The organism is Collinsella aerofaciens, assembly GCF_005845035.1.
Taxonomy (GTDB): domain Bacteria; phylum Actinomycetota; class Coriobacteriia; order Coriobacteriales; family Coriobacteriaceae; genus Collinsella; species Collinsella aerofaciens_I.
Genome location: NZ_SPFO01000009.1, coordinates 67,035 through 79,828, shown reverse-complemented (window position 1 = coordinate 79,828; position 12,794 = coordinate 67,035). Strand labels below are relative to the sequence as shown.

The 12,794-nt window shown below is 61.2% G+C and carries 9 protein-coding genes; 2 read left to right on the top strand and 7 right to left on the bottom strand.

Annotated elements, in window-relative coordinates:
• Positions 1-221 precede the first annotated feature (221 nt).
• The 3 genes from FGQ67_RS05950 to FGQ67_RS05940 all read right to left on the bottom strand — a co-directional run bounded on the left by FGQ67_RS05950 (position 222) and on the right by FGQ67_RS05940 (position 3,151).
• The gene (locus FGQ67_RS05950) at positions 222-779 is read right to left on the bottom strand and encodes a hypothetical protein (RefSeq protein WP_138340576.1); all 558 of its coding nucleotides are present in this window, start codon (positions 777-779) and stop codon (positions 222-224) included.
• 235 nt (positions 780-1,014) lie between these two features.
• Positions 1,015-1,551: a PTS sugar transporter subunit IIA gene (locus FGQ67_RS05945; RefSeq protein WP_138340575.1), complete on the bottom strand. Its 537-nt coding sequence runs from the start codon at positions 1,549-1,551 to the stop codon at positions 1,015-1,017.
• 151 nt (positions 1,552-1,702) lie between these two features.
• The gene (locus FGQ67_RS05940) at positions 1,703-3,151 is read right to left on the bottom strand and encodes a glycoside hydrolase family 1 protein (RefSeq protein ID WP_138340574.1); all 1,449 of its coding nucleotides are present in this window, start codon (positions 3,149-3,151) and stop codon (positions 1,703-1,705) included.
• Positions 3,152-3,353: 202 nt separating this feature from the next.
• Between FGQ67_RS05940 and FGQ67_RS05935 the strand changes: the two genes are divergently transcribed.
• Entirely contained in the window at positions 3,354-4,208 is an 855-nt protein-coding gene (locus FGQ67_RS05935; protein ID WP_138340573.1) for a MurR/RpiR family transcriptional regulator, read from the top strand.
• Positions 4,209-4,463: 255 nt separating this feature from the next.
• Here FGQ67_RS05935 and pyrE read toward each other — a convergent pair whose 3' ends face one another.
• Positions 4,464-5,144, bottom strand: coding sequence for an orotate phosphoribosyltransferase (gene pyrE, locus FGQ67_RS05930; RefSeq protein ID WP_089573524.1), 681 nt, complete (start codon positions 5,142-5,144; stop codon positions 4,464-4,466).
• A gap of 438 nt (positions 5,145-5,582) precedes the next feature.
• On the opposite strand from pyrE, the gene mgtA reads away from it, so the two are divergent.
• Complete coding sequence (gene mgtA, locus FGQ67_RS05925) at positions 5,583-8,351, top strand: magnesium-translocating P-type ATPase (RefSeq protein WP_138340572.1); 2,769 nt, start codon at positions 5,583-5,585, stop codon at positions 8,349-8,351.
• 126 nt (positions 8,352-8,477) lie between these two features.
• Here mgtA and FGQ67_RS05920 read toward each other — a convergent pair whose 3' ends face one another.
• The 3 genes from FGQ67_RS05920 to FGQ67_RS05910 all read right to left on the bottom strand — a co-directional run bounded on the left by FGQ67_RS05920 (position 8,478) and on the right by FGQ67_RS05910 (position 12,649).
• Positions 8,478-9,389: an ROK family protein gene (locus FGQ67_RS05920; RefSeq protein WP_138340571.1), complete on the bottom strand. Its 912-nt coding sequence runs from the start codon at positions 9,387-9,389 to the stop codon at positions 8,478-8,480.
• Positions 9,390-9,698: 309 nt separating this feature from the next.
• The gene (locus FGQ67_RS05915) at positions 9,699-11,012 is read right to left on the bottom strand and encodes a glycoside hydrolase family 140 protein (RefSeq protein ID WP_138340570.1); all 1,314 of its coding nucleotides are present in this window, start codon (positions 11,010-11,012) and stop codon (positions 9,699-9,701) included.
• Between the two features lie 209 nt (positions 11,013-11,221).
• Positions 11,222-12,649 (bottom strand): PTS transporter subunit EIIC, encoded by a 1,428-nt coding sequence (locus FGQ67_RS05910; protein WP_138340569.1) that lies wholly within the window; start codon positions 12,647-12,649, stop codon positions 11,222-11,224.
• Positions 12,650-12,794: the final 145 nt, after the last annotated feature.

The following is a 12,794-nucleotide window of genomic DNA, read 5'->3' as shown; positions in this document are numbered from 1 at the left end:
GCAGGCCCCGCCGACCGATTGCAAGCGGTCGGCGGGGCCATTGTGGCTCTTGACAGCGGATTGGGTCATATGAGCGAGCGGTCGCCAGAGCGAACAAATTGGCATGAAAAAGGCGAGGCATAGACCTTCTGGTCATGCCTCGCCTTTTGAATGACAAATTGTCGTCCTGGGCGGCGCGCAGCGTCAACTGGTTACGCGGTTCGTAGAACCGCGTAACTCCCCTAGCTCATCATGGCATTCATCATCTCGTTGGTTGCGGAATCGTCAGCAGACCACTCGCCGTCGTCATTGCAGGAGTACTTGAAGGCGACCTTGGTGTCCTTGGTCTTAGCAGCCTTGGTCACATCGACCATAACCTGACCGGCCATCTTGTACAGCTCGTCATCGGAAGGCATCGAATCGAGCGCGGCGACCTTCTCCTGGTACTGAGTGGCAAAATCCTCAACGATCTGGTTCATGGACTTGCAGGTAATGGTGACCTCGGCAGTTGCGGTGCCCTTGTCCTCGTCGACCGTCACGTCGCCGATCTTGTAGTCAAAGCCCTCGAGATAGCTCTTGGCGTACTCCTTGGGATCGATGCCCAGCTGCTCGAACTCGTCACCCGAGGCCTCTTCCAGGCCGGCGAGAAAGTCGTCGCCACCGTTCTTGACCTCGTCAAACTGCGTCGTAAGATCCTCGGTGATGAGCTCCTCAACCGAAGGACCTCCGCAGCCGGAAAGCACAACCACGCACGCGACCAGAACAGCCATCAGGGGCGCAAGCAGCAGCTTCTTCTTCATGACATTCCTCCCAACAAGCGGCACCGCGCTTCCCGACGCGGTGCACGTCGTAACAATAAGGCCATACTAGCCGCTAACGAACACCCCCGGCAAAGCAAAGGCGCAGTCGGCTCGATTTAACGTCCGAACGGTTTACCGGTCCGCCCAACGCGCAATAAAACGTTCCGCCGCATTGTAATAAAAAAGAGTGGTCGGACAATTCGACCACCCTTGCACATCCTTTGGATGTCGCAGTTTACTTGCGGACGACCTTAACGATGGCGTCACCAGCAGCGACGGCAGACTCGGCCTCGACGGTAAGCTCGACGTCGGCGAACTCGGCGGTGTTGGACACAGCCACGACGACGCAGTCCTTGTAGCCGGCAGCAGCGATCTTGGCGCGGTCGATCTTGAGCAAGGGCTGGCCGGCCTTCACGACGTCGTCGGCCTTGACGAAGCCCTCGAAGCCGTCACCGTTCATGTTGACGGTATCGACACCAACGTGCACCAGGACCTCGATGCCGCTATCGGACTGCAGGCCCACGGCGTGACCCATGGTGACGGTCACCTTGCCGTCGCAGGGAGCGTAGACCAGATCGTCCTCGGGCCACACGGCGCAGCCCTTGCCCAGAACCTCGCCACCAAAGACGGGATCGGGCACGTCGGCCATCTTGATGACCTTGCCCTTGACGGGCGAGCACAGCACGTCGGCGCCGGCAGAAGCAGAGATGGAGGCCGGAGCAGCGGCAGCCGCGGGCTCAGCCTTCTTCTTAAACATGTCAAACAGACCCATACGTTTTCTCCTCTTGATTAAGCGCAACGTTATGCGCATGCCTATGGTGATTATAGTGCCAAATGATCAAATTGCTAAGGTGAGGGCTCGAATCGCAAGCCCTTCCAAGCCCTTCCCAAAACCATTTCCCCAGTGGCGCTCATATTGTCGATTACTCCAGGCCCTCGGTGCCGTTGGACTTGATGATCTTCTGGTATGCAAAGAAGCTGTCCTTGCGGCGGCGCTCGTAGGTACCGGTGCCGTCGTCGTACTTATCGACGTGGATGAAGCCGTAGCGCTTGCGCATCTCGCCGGTGCCAGCGGAAACCAGGTCGATGGGGCCCCACCAGGTGTAGGCAATCAGGTCAACGCCGTCGGCAATGGCCTCGCCCATGGCCTTGATGTGGCTGCGCAAGTAGGCGATGCGATACGGGTCGTGGATGGAGCCGTCCTCCTCGACCTCGTCGTAAGCGCCCATGCCGTTCTCGACCACCATCAGCGGAATCTCGTAGCGAGCATAAATCTCGTTGAGGGCGATGCGCAGGCCCAGCGGGTCGATCTGCCAGCCCCAGTCGGTGGACTCCAGATAGGGATTCTTTCCGCCAAAGGTCATGTTGCCCTCGGTCATCTCGTGGTCCTTGTGGGTGCCCACGGTGCCGGACATGTAGTAGCTAAAGGTGTAGAAGTCGACCTTGCCGTCGGCGATATCCTGCAGGTCGCCGTCCTCCATCACAAGCTCAACATCGTTCTCGGCCCAGAAGCGCTTGGCATAGAACGGGTACTTTCCGCGCACCTGCACGTCGGAGCAGTACCAGTTCATGGCGTTCATCTCCTGCTGCGTGGCGAACACGTCGGCCGGATCGCACGTGGCGGCATAGGAAAGGATAAAGCAGTCCATGTTGCCCATCTTGAACTGCGGGTAATGCTCGTGGGCATAGCGCACCACGCGACCGCTGGCGACAAACTGGTGATGCAGCGCCTGCATACGGGCCTGCGGCGTGGTGTGAACCGCCGAAGCCGGGCCCTCAAAGCCCTGAATCATGCTGGTCTCGAAGAGGTTGCCCATGTCCTGAGTACCGCAGTTGATCTCGTTGAAGGTGAGCCAGAACTTGACCTTGTCCTGGTAACGGTCGAAGACGGTTTGGCAGTACTTCTCAAAGAAGCCGATGAGCTCGCGGCTCGCCCAGCCGTTGTACTTCTCGACCAGGTGATAGGGCATCTCGTAGTGTGAGAGGGTCACGAGCGGCTCGATGTTGTGGGCGCGCAGGCAGTCGAAGACGCGGTCGTAGAAGGCGAGGCCGGCCTCGTTGGGCTCAGCATCGTCGCCGTTGGGGAAGATACGGCTCCAGGAGATGGACATGCGGAACATGTTGAAGCCCATCTCGGCGAACAGCGCGATGTCCTCCTCGTAGTGATGGTAGAAATCGATGCCGTCATGGTTGGGATAGAAGCGGTTGGGGTCGATGTCGACCGTAATCTGACGCGGTTCCTTGTAGCTGCCGCCCAGGAAGTGGTCGTCGACGGAAGGACCGCGGCCGTCCACGTTCCAAGCGCCCTCAAACTGGTTGGCGGCGGTGGCGCCACCCCAATAGAAGCCCTCGGGGAACTTGATGTTTGCCATGAGCATCTCCTTTGCATCGCGGGTCGATAAGCTGAGTATCGCCCACGCGCGCGGCAGGCAGGGGCAGGGGTGCCAAACCCGACACTTCTTTTCGTTCTCAAGTCCTGCCGCCGCCCCGTCCCTGATACTTCCTGATACCGACCGAAACGTGCCAAAATAAACCTGTCCCTTTTTGGCAGGTTTGGCGAGTGTGGGAGTTCGTATGGATATCAAACGCAAGATTTCCGAGGCACAGGGCCTTACCCCTACCGAGCAACAGCTCGGCATTGCAGCCCTTGCCATCGGCGAGGACATCCGCGGACTTTCTATTAAGGAATTTGCCGCGCGCACCAATGTTTCTGTTGCGAGCGTGCACCGTTTTTGCAAAAAGCTCGGCCTCGAGGGCTTTAAGGATCTCAAAGTCGAGCTCATCCGCCTGGCAACCGAATCGGGCAATCGGCGCGACGTGGACATCAACTTTCCCTTCGACGCCACGTCCACCCCTGCGCAGGTTATGGAGCGCATGGAGGGGCTCTACCAGACCACGCTGGCCGAAACGCAGGAACTGCTCGACCCCACGCAGCTTGACCACGCCGCCAAGCTCATCGCGAACGCCCGACAGGTCGACATCTACACGGGCTCGCACAACCTCTATCCAGCGGGAATGTTCCGCGATCGCCTGCTCTCCGCCGGTAAAAGCGCGACGTGCCACAACGGTGGCGAGGCCCAGGTGCGAACGGCGCTCGCCTCGGGTCCCGACCATGCGGCAATCGTCATCTCCTACAGCGGCCTTGCCCCCAACCTCAAGGACATCTTGCCGATCCTCAGCAGTCGGCATGTCCCAGTCATCGTCATCGGCACACCTTATTGCGCGCGCATTCACCCCGGCTTTGCCGCCTACCTTACGGTGAGTGACCACGAGAGCATGACGCATCGCATCACGCAGTTCGCCAGCCACATCGCCGTGCAATACGTGCTCGATTCGCTCTACAGCAGCTACTTCGCCAAAGATTACGCCCGCTGCTCCGAGTTCCTAGAGCGCTCATTCCCCTACACCCGCCTCCCGGGGCTTAAGTAGCGACGAGCGTGGTTCTCGGACGCTTATCTAACGAGAGCAAGTAGTCATTTAAGAACGTCCCCAATGACTACCCATCCGGAGCAAGGCAACACCGCAGGTAGAGGACGGACAGCGAGCGACGTCCAGGGCGAACAAGTTGGCATGAAAAAGGCGAGGCATTGACCCTCTGGTCATGCCTCGCCTTTTGAATGACAAATTGTCGCCCTGGGCGGCGCGCAGCGTCGGCCGGTTACGGCGTTTGGCAAAACGCCGTAACTAACGAGCTCCGTACTGCTCGTAGTAAGCGTCGATGGCGGCCTTGAGCTCGTCGTCGATGACGACCTTACCGTCAATCTCGTGGTTGTAGAGGGTCTCGACGACCTCGGCCATGGAGACGATGCTCGCGACGGGGAAACCGTACTTGGCCTCGATCTCCTTCTGCGCGGTGGTCACGCCACCCTTGCCGACCTCCATGCGGTTGAGGGACACGATGAGGCCCTTGATCTCGACGTCGGCAGCAGCCTTGACCTTGGGATAGGTCTCGTCGATGGACTTGCCGCTGGTGGTGACATCCTCGACCATGACCACGCGGTCGCCGTCCTGGGGCTCGTAGCCCAACAGGTTGCCCTTATCGGCACCGTGGTCCTTGGCCTCCTTACGGTCGCAGCAGTACTTGACCTCCTTGCCGTACAGCTCGTGGTAGGCAATTGCGGTCACGACGGCCAGGGGAATGCCCTTGTAGGCCGGCCCAAACAGCACGTCAAAGTCGTCGCCAAAGTTATCGTGGATAGCCTGGGCGTAATACTCGCCCAGCTTCTTGAGCTGATAGCCCGTCACGTAAGCGCCGGCGTTCATAAAGAACGGGGACTGACGGCCGCTCTTGAGCGTAAAGCTGCCGAACTTAAGGACGTCGGACTCGACCATAAACTTGATGAACTCTTGCTTGTAAGCCTCCATGCGGGCTCCTCTCGTAATCGCGTACGTGCTCTCCAGTTTAGCGCAGGCAGGGCGTCGATGCGGGCGCGCTTTGAGGCCACGGCATTCTGTAAGAGCTTTGTCGGAGACGATGGTTTTCTGAACAATGGGGGTTGACATGTCAAAACCCCTCATCAAGAATACGGGCGGATTGAAACGGGTACGAGATACCCAAAGCGCGCTGCGCCCGGCCTTAAGGAGGTGTGCCATGGAAGGCAGTCCTAGTCGAAAAACCTGCATGTCGCCCTCGGCACGCCGTGAGGATTCCGTATTCGCATAAGCGCCACGAACCGATCGTCAAAACCACCACAAAGGTGCCTGTCCCCTTTGTGGTGGTTCGCGAGCTTGACGTGAGCGACATCTAGGTTTTTTGAAGCAAATACGACACGTACGCTAACTCCCTTCAACAAGGAGGACCCTATGCTGATGCTCAAAACCGCCACGGTACTCGAAGCTATCTCCAGGCGCCGCCGCACGGCGCGCCCTGCCGCTCACACCGGCCTGTCCAAGAACACCATATTCGCCGCCACCCATAGCGCCGAGGACGCCCTCGTACTGCTTGACGCCACGGCAAACGGCCTCACCGCCGAGCAGGCAACCGAGCGCCTGGACGCCTCCGGCCCCAGCACCATCGAGGCACCGACCAAGACGCTCGCCCGCCGCATCGCCGACGCGTTCATCGATCCCTTCGCCGGCATCCTCGCCGCGCTCGCGCTGGTCTCGCTCTACATCGACGTGCTCGCCGTGCCCGAGCCGCAGCGCGACCCCTCCACGGTCATCGTCATCGGCATCATGCTGCTGGTATCGGGCGGCATGAAGTTTATCCAGGAAGCCCGCAGCGGCAATGCGGCAGAGGCCCTCAAGGACCTGGTCTCCAACACTTGCACCGCCCTGCGCGACGGCGAGCGCGTCGAGATCCCCTTCGACGAGCTCGTCCCCGGCGATGTGATCCGTCTCTCTGCCGGCGATATGGTGCCGGCCGATGCCCGCATCATCACCGCGCGCGATCTGTTTGTGATCGAGTCCGCGCTCACCGGCGAGAGCGAGGCCGTCGAGAAGACAGCTGCCATCACCGTCGTCGAGGGTGCCGACGGCTCCGCGCTGCCGCTCTCCGCCTGCAAGAACATCGTCTTTACCGGCACCTCCGTGCAAAACGGCACCGCCATGGCGCTTGTCGTTGCCACCGGCTCGGACACCTACCTGGGCAGCATCGCCAAGATGCTCAACGGGCGCGGCGAGAAGAGCGCGTTTGACCGCGGTGTCTCGAGCGTCTCCATGCTACTCGTACGCCTCATGCTCGTTATGGCGCCGGCCGTCTTTGCCATCAACGCCGCCACCAAGGGCAACGTCATCGACGCGCTGCTGTTCGCCACGAGCGTGGCCGTGGGCATCACGCCGCAGATGCTCCCCGTCATCGTGACCACGAGCCTGTCGCAGGGCGCCAAGGACCTCGCCCGCCGCCAGGTTATCGTCAAGGAGCTGCCGGCAATCCAAAACCTCGGCGCGATGGACGTCCTGTGCTGCGACAAGACCGGCACCCTCACCGAAGACCGCATCGTGCTCGAGCGCTACCTCAACACCGACGGCAACGAGGACGCACGCGTGCTGCGTCATGCGTTTTTGAACAGCTTCTTCCAGACCGGCCTCAAGAACCTTATCGACCTGGCCGTAATCGACCGTGCCGACGTGACGCCCTCGACCGTCGCACCCGATTCCATGCTGGGTCAGAGCCTGCGCGACCGCTATACCAAGGTCGACGAGGTGCCCTTCGATTTCTCGCGCCGTCGCCTGAGCGTAGTTGTAGCCGACGCCCAGGGCAAAACCCAGATGGTTACCAAGGGAGCTGCCGAGGAAATGCTCGAGATCTGCTCCTTTGTCGAGGTCGATGGCATCGCCCAGCCGCTCACCAAAGACAGGCTCGCCCAGATTCGCAAGCAGGTCGCCGGGCTTAACGCCGAGGGCCTACGCGTAATTGCCGTGGCGCAGAAAACCAATCCGCGCTGCGTGGGCGAGTTTGGCATCGCCGACGAATGCGACATGGTGCTGATGGGCTTTTTGGCCTTCCTCGATCCACCTAAAGCAAGTGCCGCGGGCGCCGTCACCACCCTCGAAGCCAAGGGCGTGGCGGTAAAGGTCCTGACCGGCGACAACGATCGCGTCGCCGCCACCGTCTGCGAGCAGATCGGCATCGACGCGAGCAACGTCTTGCTCGGCTCCGAGATCGATGCACTCGATGACGCCGAACTTGCCGAGCGCGCCGAGATAACTCACCTTTTCGCCAAGCTCTCGCCACTGCAGAAGGCACGCCTGGTGCGCGTCATGCGCGAGCTGCTCGGCCACACCGTGGGCTTTATGGGCGACGGCATCAACGACGCCGCCGCCATGCGTGCGAGCGATTGCGGCATCTCGGTCGATTCGGCCGTCGACATTGCCAAGGAATCCGCCGATATCATCCTGCTTCAGAAGGACCTGGGCGTGCTCGAACGCGGCATCATCGAAGGCCGCCGCACCTACGGCAACCTGCTCAAGTACCTCAAGACCACAGTGAGCTCCAACTTTGGCAACGTGCTGTCCGTGACCGTCGCGAGCCTGTTCTTGCCGTTTTTGCCCATGAGCGCCCTGCAGCTGGTACTGCTGTCGCTGGTCTACGAGATCGTGTGCATCGCGCTGCCGTGGGATACCGTCGACGACGCCTGGACTGCCCGCCCGCGCGCCTGGGACGCCGCGTCCATCAAGGGCTTTATGCTCGAGCTGGGCCCCGTGAGCTCGCTGTTTGACATCGTGACCTTCGCCGCGCTCTTCTTTGTGGTGTGCCCCGCCGCCGTGGGCGCAAGCTGGTCCGAGCTTGCCGCCGCGGGCAACGCCGCGGGTATGACGACCTTCGCCGCAATCTTCCAGAGCGGCTGGTTTGTCGAGTCCATGTGGTCGCAGACGCTCGTGGTCCACATGTTGCGCTCCCCGCGCCTGCCGAGCCTGCGCGACCACGCCGCGTCCGCGCTGTGCGCTCTCACCGTACTAGGCCTGGCGCTCGTCACCTGGCTGCCGGCAAGCCCCATCGCCGATGCGCTCGGCCTTACGACGCTGCCCACGAGCTTTTTCGCACTGCTCGTCGGCATCGTCACCGCCTACATCGCGCTCACCCAGCTAGCAAAGCGCCGCTACATCGCCCGCCACGGCGAGCTGCTGTGACGCGCGACCCATCAAGCGGTCAAAAAGTCCCGCCTCAAATTAAACCGCCCCCATTTCCTGTGCTAAGGGAATGGGGGCGCTTTACGCCGGCCTTTATCTTTTTTTGACAGCCTCGTTTGGCTCACGCTACACCAGGCGAATGGCCTCCTGGACAGCACCGTAAAGGTTGGCGTCGTTGCCGAGCTCGGCCACCTTAATCTGCGGCACGGGAATGCCGGCAAGGGTCCCTTCGTAACCCGCGAGGGCCAGCGGCATCTGCGCACGCAGGGCATCGACGAGCTCGGGATGGCACGAGATGCCGCCTGCGATCACAAAGACCTCGGGGTCGAGCACGGCCTGCAGGTTGATGAGCTGTCCGTCAAAGGCACGAGCGTAGCGGTCGAGCGCGCGCTGTGCCGCCTTGTCGCCATCCGCGATCCACTCAAAGACGCGGCGGCCGTCCACCGGAGAACCCGCAGGCAGCCCCTTCTCGGCAACGGCAGCATCGCGGAGCGCACGCCAACCACCCGAATCGGCAAAGGAGTTTCCCATGTTCGCGGCAGTCGTGACATCGTTGCGCAAGAAGCTGAACTCGCCTGCAAAGCAGTGCGCGCCGCGCAGGACCTTGCCGTCGAGGACGATACCGCCGCCGATGCCCGTGCCGATAGCGAGCACCACGCCAAAACGCGTCCCGCGCAGGGCGCCAGCCGCATACTCACCGAGTGCACAGCACTTACCGTCGTTATTGACGGCAACCGGCACCCCCAGCGCCTCGCGCATGAGCTTTCCCAGTGGGCAGCCGTCCATAAACGTGAGCGCACCGCCGCGATGGATCGTTCCCGTGACATCTCCCTCGTAGATACCGCCGGGTGCGCTCACGCCTACGGCGCTCACGCGTTCACGGTACGGCTCGACGAACCCGATTAGCGCCGAAACCGTCTCCTCAGCCGTGGTAAAGCCCGTCGACAGGCTCCCGCGCTCGCGGATGGAAAAATCCTCGCCCAGCACAGCCCATTTAACGGCCGTACCGCCCACATCGATTCCAAAGAACTCCTGCATATTCGCCCCTCACGCGCCATGGCCCCGGACGCGCGTCGCCACGACCACCACAGGGGCTGTCCCCTTATGATGGTCATGCGGTAAATCGCGCCTGGAGCCGATTATCTCTCTGTTTTACGCCTCTACTTTGGTCAGACGAAGCAACATATCGCCGACGTAGGTCTCACCGTGGGCCACATAACCGCCACGCAAACTGCCCTCCCAAAGAACGTCCCCAATGACCACTCATTTAAGTCTGTCCCCAATGAGTGTCCCCAATGAGTGCGGCGGAATGAAAGGGGCTGGATTGTAAATGTTGGAGAAGAGCCGTTAGCGCCTGGGGGTCAGGATCACCAGGGCGTCGTGCTCAAAGGGATGCTGAGCCACGCGCACGGTGCCGTCACCGTTGTCGCGGACGGGCAGCTTAGCGATGCGCTTGTCCTCCATGTCGAGGACCGTCGCCGTCCAGCCGCATGCACCGTCGAGCTTAAACTTGAGCGCCGTGGTGCGCGGCAGGTACGTGACGACACGATCGCCAACGCGCGCCACGCGAATGGCCTCGCGTGCATCATCGAGAAGCTCCTGCGCGGGGACCACGGCAAGTGCGTCGTCGCCAGCCGTAGCACCCAGACCGGCAAGCACGTGCTCGATCGCGCCAAAGTCCCAAACGCCCGCAAATTGCAGGCACTCCTGCCAGCGGAACGGCATGTCGAAGCCCTCGCCCAGCACCGAGCCCTGACTCTTGCTGGTCTGCCAGTTCCAAACACCGTGCGCGCCATAGGTCACACCCGCGCTGGCGCCGGCAAGGATCGACGACCACACGCTCGCGCGGCAGTCCTGCGCGGTAAAACGCCAGTACACGTTGCGCGACGCACCCATCTGCTCGTAACAGGGCTCGGAGTTGACCATCGGCTTTTTGGGGTAGTTGGCGATAAAGTCCTGCGGCAGGCGCCATGCCTCGGGCTGGCCCTCGTAGTTATGACCGGGCTGGAACATGTAAAAGTCCAAGCGATCCAGGTACTGTGCCGGGATGGTACGGTTGCCGCGGTTGATATGCATGGTGCGCAACGCCTCGGGCGCGCGTTTGATGACCTCGTCGAGGGCGTCCTCGTAATAGGCGATCGCCTCGTCGCTGGTAAAGTCGGTATCGCCCGTCACCACGTAGACGGGGTCGAACTCGCCCAGGTTCTCGACGACGCGGGCAACGTGGGCACGGACCTCCTCGCGCGGCATAACCTCGGCACCGCAATGCTCGGCAATCTTGGCGCCCCAGGTACCGGGCACGTAGTTGCACCACATAAGTACGAGCGCCGGACGAATGCCATGCTCGACGGCAGCGCGACACATGGCAGCGGCGCGATCCCAGTACGCCTGGTTGGGACGGGACCAATCAAAATGCACGCCGTCCTCGCTGGCATAGGGCCAAATGCCCAGATCGGGGCAGCAGCGATCCCACTGCGGCAGCGTGTTGATCTGCAGCACGTTCATGCCCTGCTCGGCGCGACGGGTCAGATAGTAGTCCCAATCGGCCTCGGTAATGCTCGTAAACGCGCTCCAGCACGTATCGGCAAACCAAAAGAACGGTTTGCCCTCGCACAAAAAGCCGTCCTGACGACCGTTAACGGTCAGCTTTCCCAAACTCATCTGCATGTCCTTTCGTTTGATAAAGGAGTTGCGAACCGGCAGATTCTTTCGCGGTAACCCCGCGCGAAAGCCTCCGTCGTTTAGCAAGCCCTTGTGGGCGGGCACCTCCCATCCCAATCAGTCTACCTTGTAAGAAGGGCCCCGCCGGGCTTGCGCCTGACGGGGCCCTGTCGTGTAGGTAAGGTCGTATGTGACCGAATGGTTTGGCCTTAGGCCTCCATCTCGGCGAGCTCCTCCTTGGAGAAGCCAGTGGCAAAGACGACGGCAGCTGCGATGACAAAGGAGATTGCCATACCGACGATAGCCCAGACGGTGTTCATCTGGCCACCCTGCAGGTAGTTGGTGAAGACCAGGAAGTTGGAGGCACCGCCGGCCAAGTAGTAGGTAACACCCATGAGGCCGGAGAACACAGCGCCGATGGCACCGCCGATGAACATACCGAGCATGGTGCGACGGAAGCGCATGAGGATACCGAAGAGCGCGGGCTCGGTGACGCCGCCGGCGATGGCGGAGATGACGTAGCCCAGGGCAAGACCCTTCTCGTCGGGGTTCTTCATCTTGAGGAAGGCACCGAAGGCGCAGCCCCAGACGGCGGCCATAGCGCAGTTGGTGGAAACGAAGACGAAGGGATCGTAGCCGGCGGCGATGATCTGAACCTGAGCGAGCAGGATGACGGGCATGTGCATGCCGCAGACCACGAAGAGCTGCCAGAAGGCGCCGAGGATGGCCATGACGATCAGGATACCGATACCGCCAAGGTCGGCAAGACCAAAGAGGGCATTGGCGATGACGTTGCCGAGCTCGTTACCGATGGGAGCGAGGACGATGAAGGCGATGGGGATCGTGACAATCATGGTGCAGAACGGCGTGAAGACCGTGGACAGCACGTCGGGCATGACCTTCTTAAAGAACTTCTCGATGAAGTAGAGGACCGGCACCGAAAGGATGATCGGCAGGACGGACTGCTGGTAGTTGGCAGCAGCGATCTGGATGCCGTAGACGGAAATGATTCCGCCGCCCTCCTGGGTAGCGACGCTCACGACAGACGGGGCCATGAGGGCGCCGCCGAGGAGCATGCCGAGCACCGGGGTGGCGCCGAGTTTCTTAGCGGCGGCATAGCCCAGGTAGATGGGGATAAAGGTAAACGTGGCCTCGTACAGGGTGGTGTAGAGGAACGTATAGGTCGGATCGGTATCGGAGATAACGCCGAGCATGGTGGGACCAAGAACCGCGGCAATGGTGCGGAACAGACCGCCGGCCATGAGCAGCGGAATCAGCTGGGTCATGGAGCCCGACAGATAGTCGAGGATGATATTGGGCAGGTTCTTGAGCTCGAACTTCTCCTTAGGAGCGTCGAGGTTCTCGTCGACCGCGGCACCCTGCTTGACGCCGGACATGGCGACGAACTCGGCGAGCACCTTGGGCACGTTCTGGCCGATGATGACCTGGAGCTGGCTGCCGGCGAACTGGCAGCCCAGAACACCCTTGACCTTCTTGATCTTCTCCACGTCGGCCTTGTTGTTGTCCTTGAGCGTCAGACGCAGGCGCGTCATGCAGTTGGTGGCGACGGTGACATTTTCCGCACCGCCCACGAGCTCGAGGACATCGGTGGCAATCTGCTTGTTATCTACTGCCATGGGACCCCTCCCCATATCATCGTGTGCCTAATCGCTTGGGCGCAGGCACGCCTTTGGCCCGGTGACTATAACCCCTTACGGTTACCGAACCCTTGGATACGCTGTCGTAAACAATCTGTTTACTGAACGTTTACAGCGCTTAGTT

Excerpts from the sequence above, each read along its gene's own strand:
- FGQ67_RS05950 (WP_138340576.1), bottom strand. The coding sequence starts at position 779 with ATGAAGAAGAAGCTGCTGCTTGCGCCCCTGATGGCTGTTCTGGTCGCG.
- FGQ67_RS05945 (WP_138340575.1), bottom strand. The coding sequence starts at position 1,551 with ATGGGTCTGTTTGACATGTTTAAGAAGAAGGCTGAGCCCGCGGCTGCC.
- FGQ67_RS05940 (WP_138340574.1), bottom strand. The coding sequence starts at position 3,151 with ATGGCAAACATCAAGTTCCCCGAGGGCTTCTATTGGGGTGGCGCCACC.
- FGQ67_RS05935 (WP_138340573.1), top strand. The coding sequence starts at position 3,354 with ATGGATATCAAACGCAAGATTTCCGAGGCACAGGGCCTTACCCCTACC.
- pyrE (WP_089573524.1), bottom strand. The coding sequence starts at position 5,144 with ATGGAGGCTTACAAGCAAGAGTTCATCAAGTTTATGGTCGAGTCCGAC.
- mgtA (WP_138340572.1), top strand. The coding sequence starts at position 5,583 with ATGCTGATGCTCAAAACCGCCACGGTACTCGAAGCTATCTCCAGGCGC.
- FGQ67_RS05920 (WP_138340571.1), bottom strand. The coding sequence starts at position 9,389 with ATGCAGGAGTTCTTTGGAATCGATGTGGGCGGTACGGCCGTTAAATGG.
- FGQ67_RS05915 (WP_138340570.1), bottom strand. The coding sequence starts at position 11,012 with ATGAGTTTGGGAAAGCTGACCGTTAACGGTCGTCAGGACGGCTTTTTG.
- FGQ67_RS05910 (WP_138340569.1), bottom strand. The coding sequence starts at position 12,649 with ATGGCAGTAGATAACAAGCAGATTGCCACCGATGTCCTCGAGCTCGTG.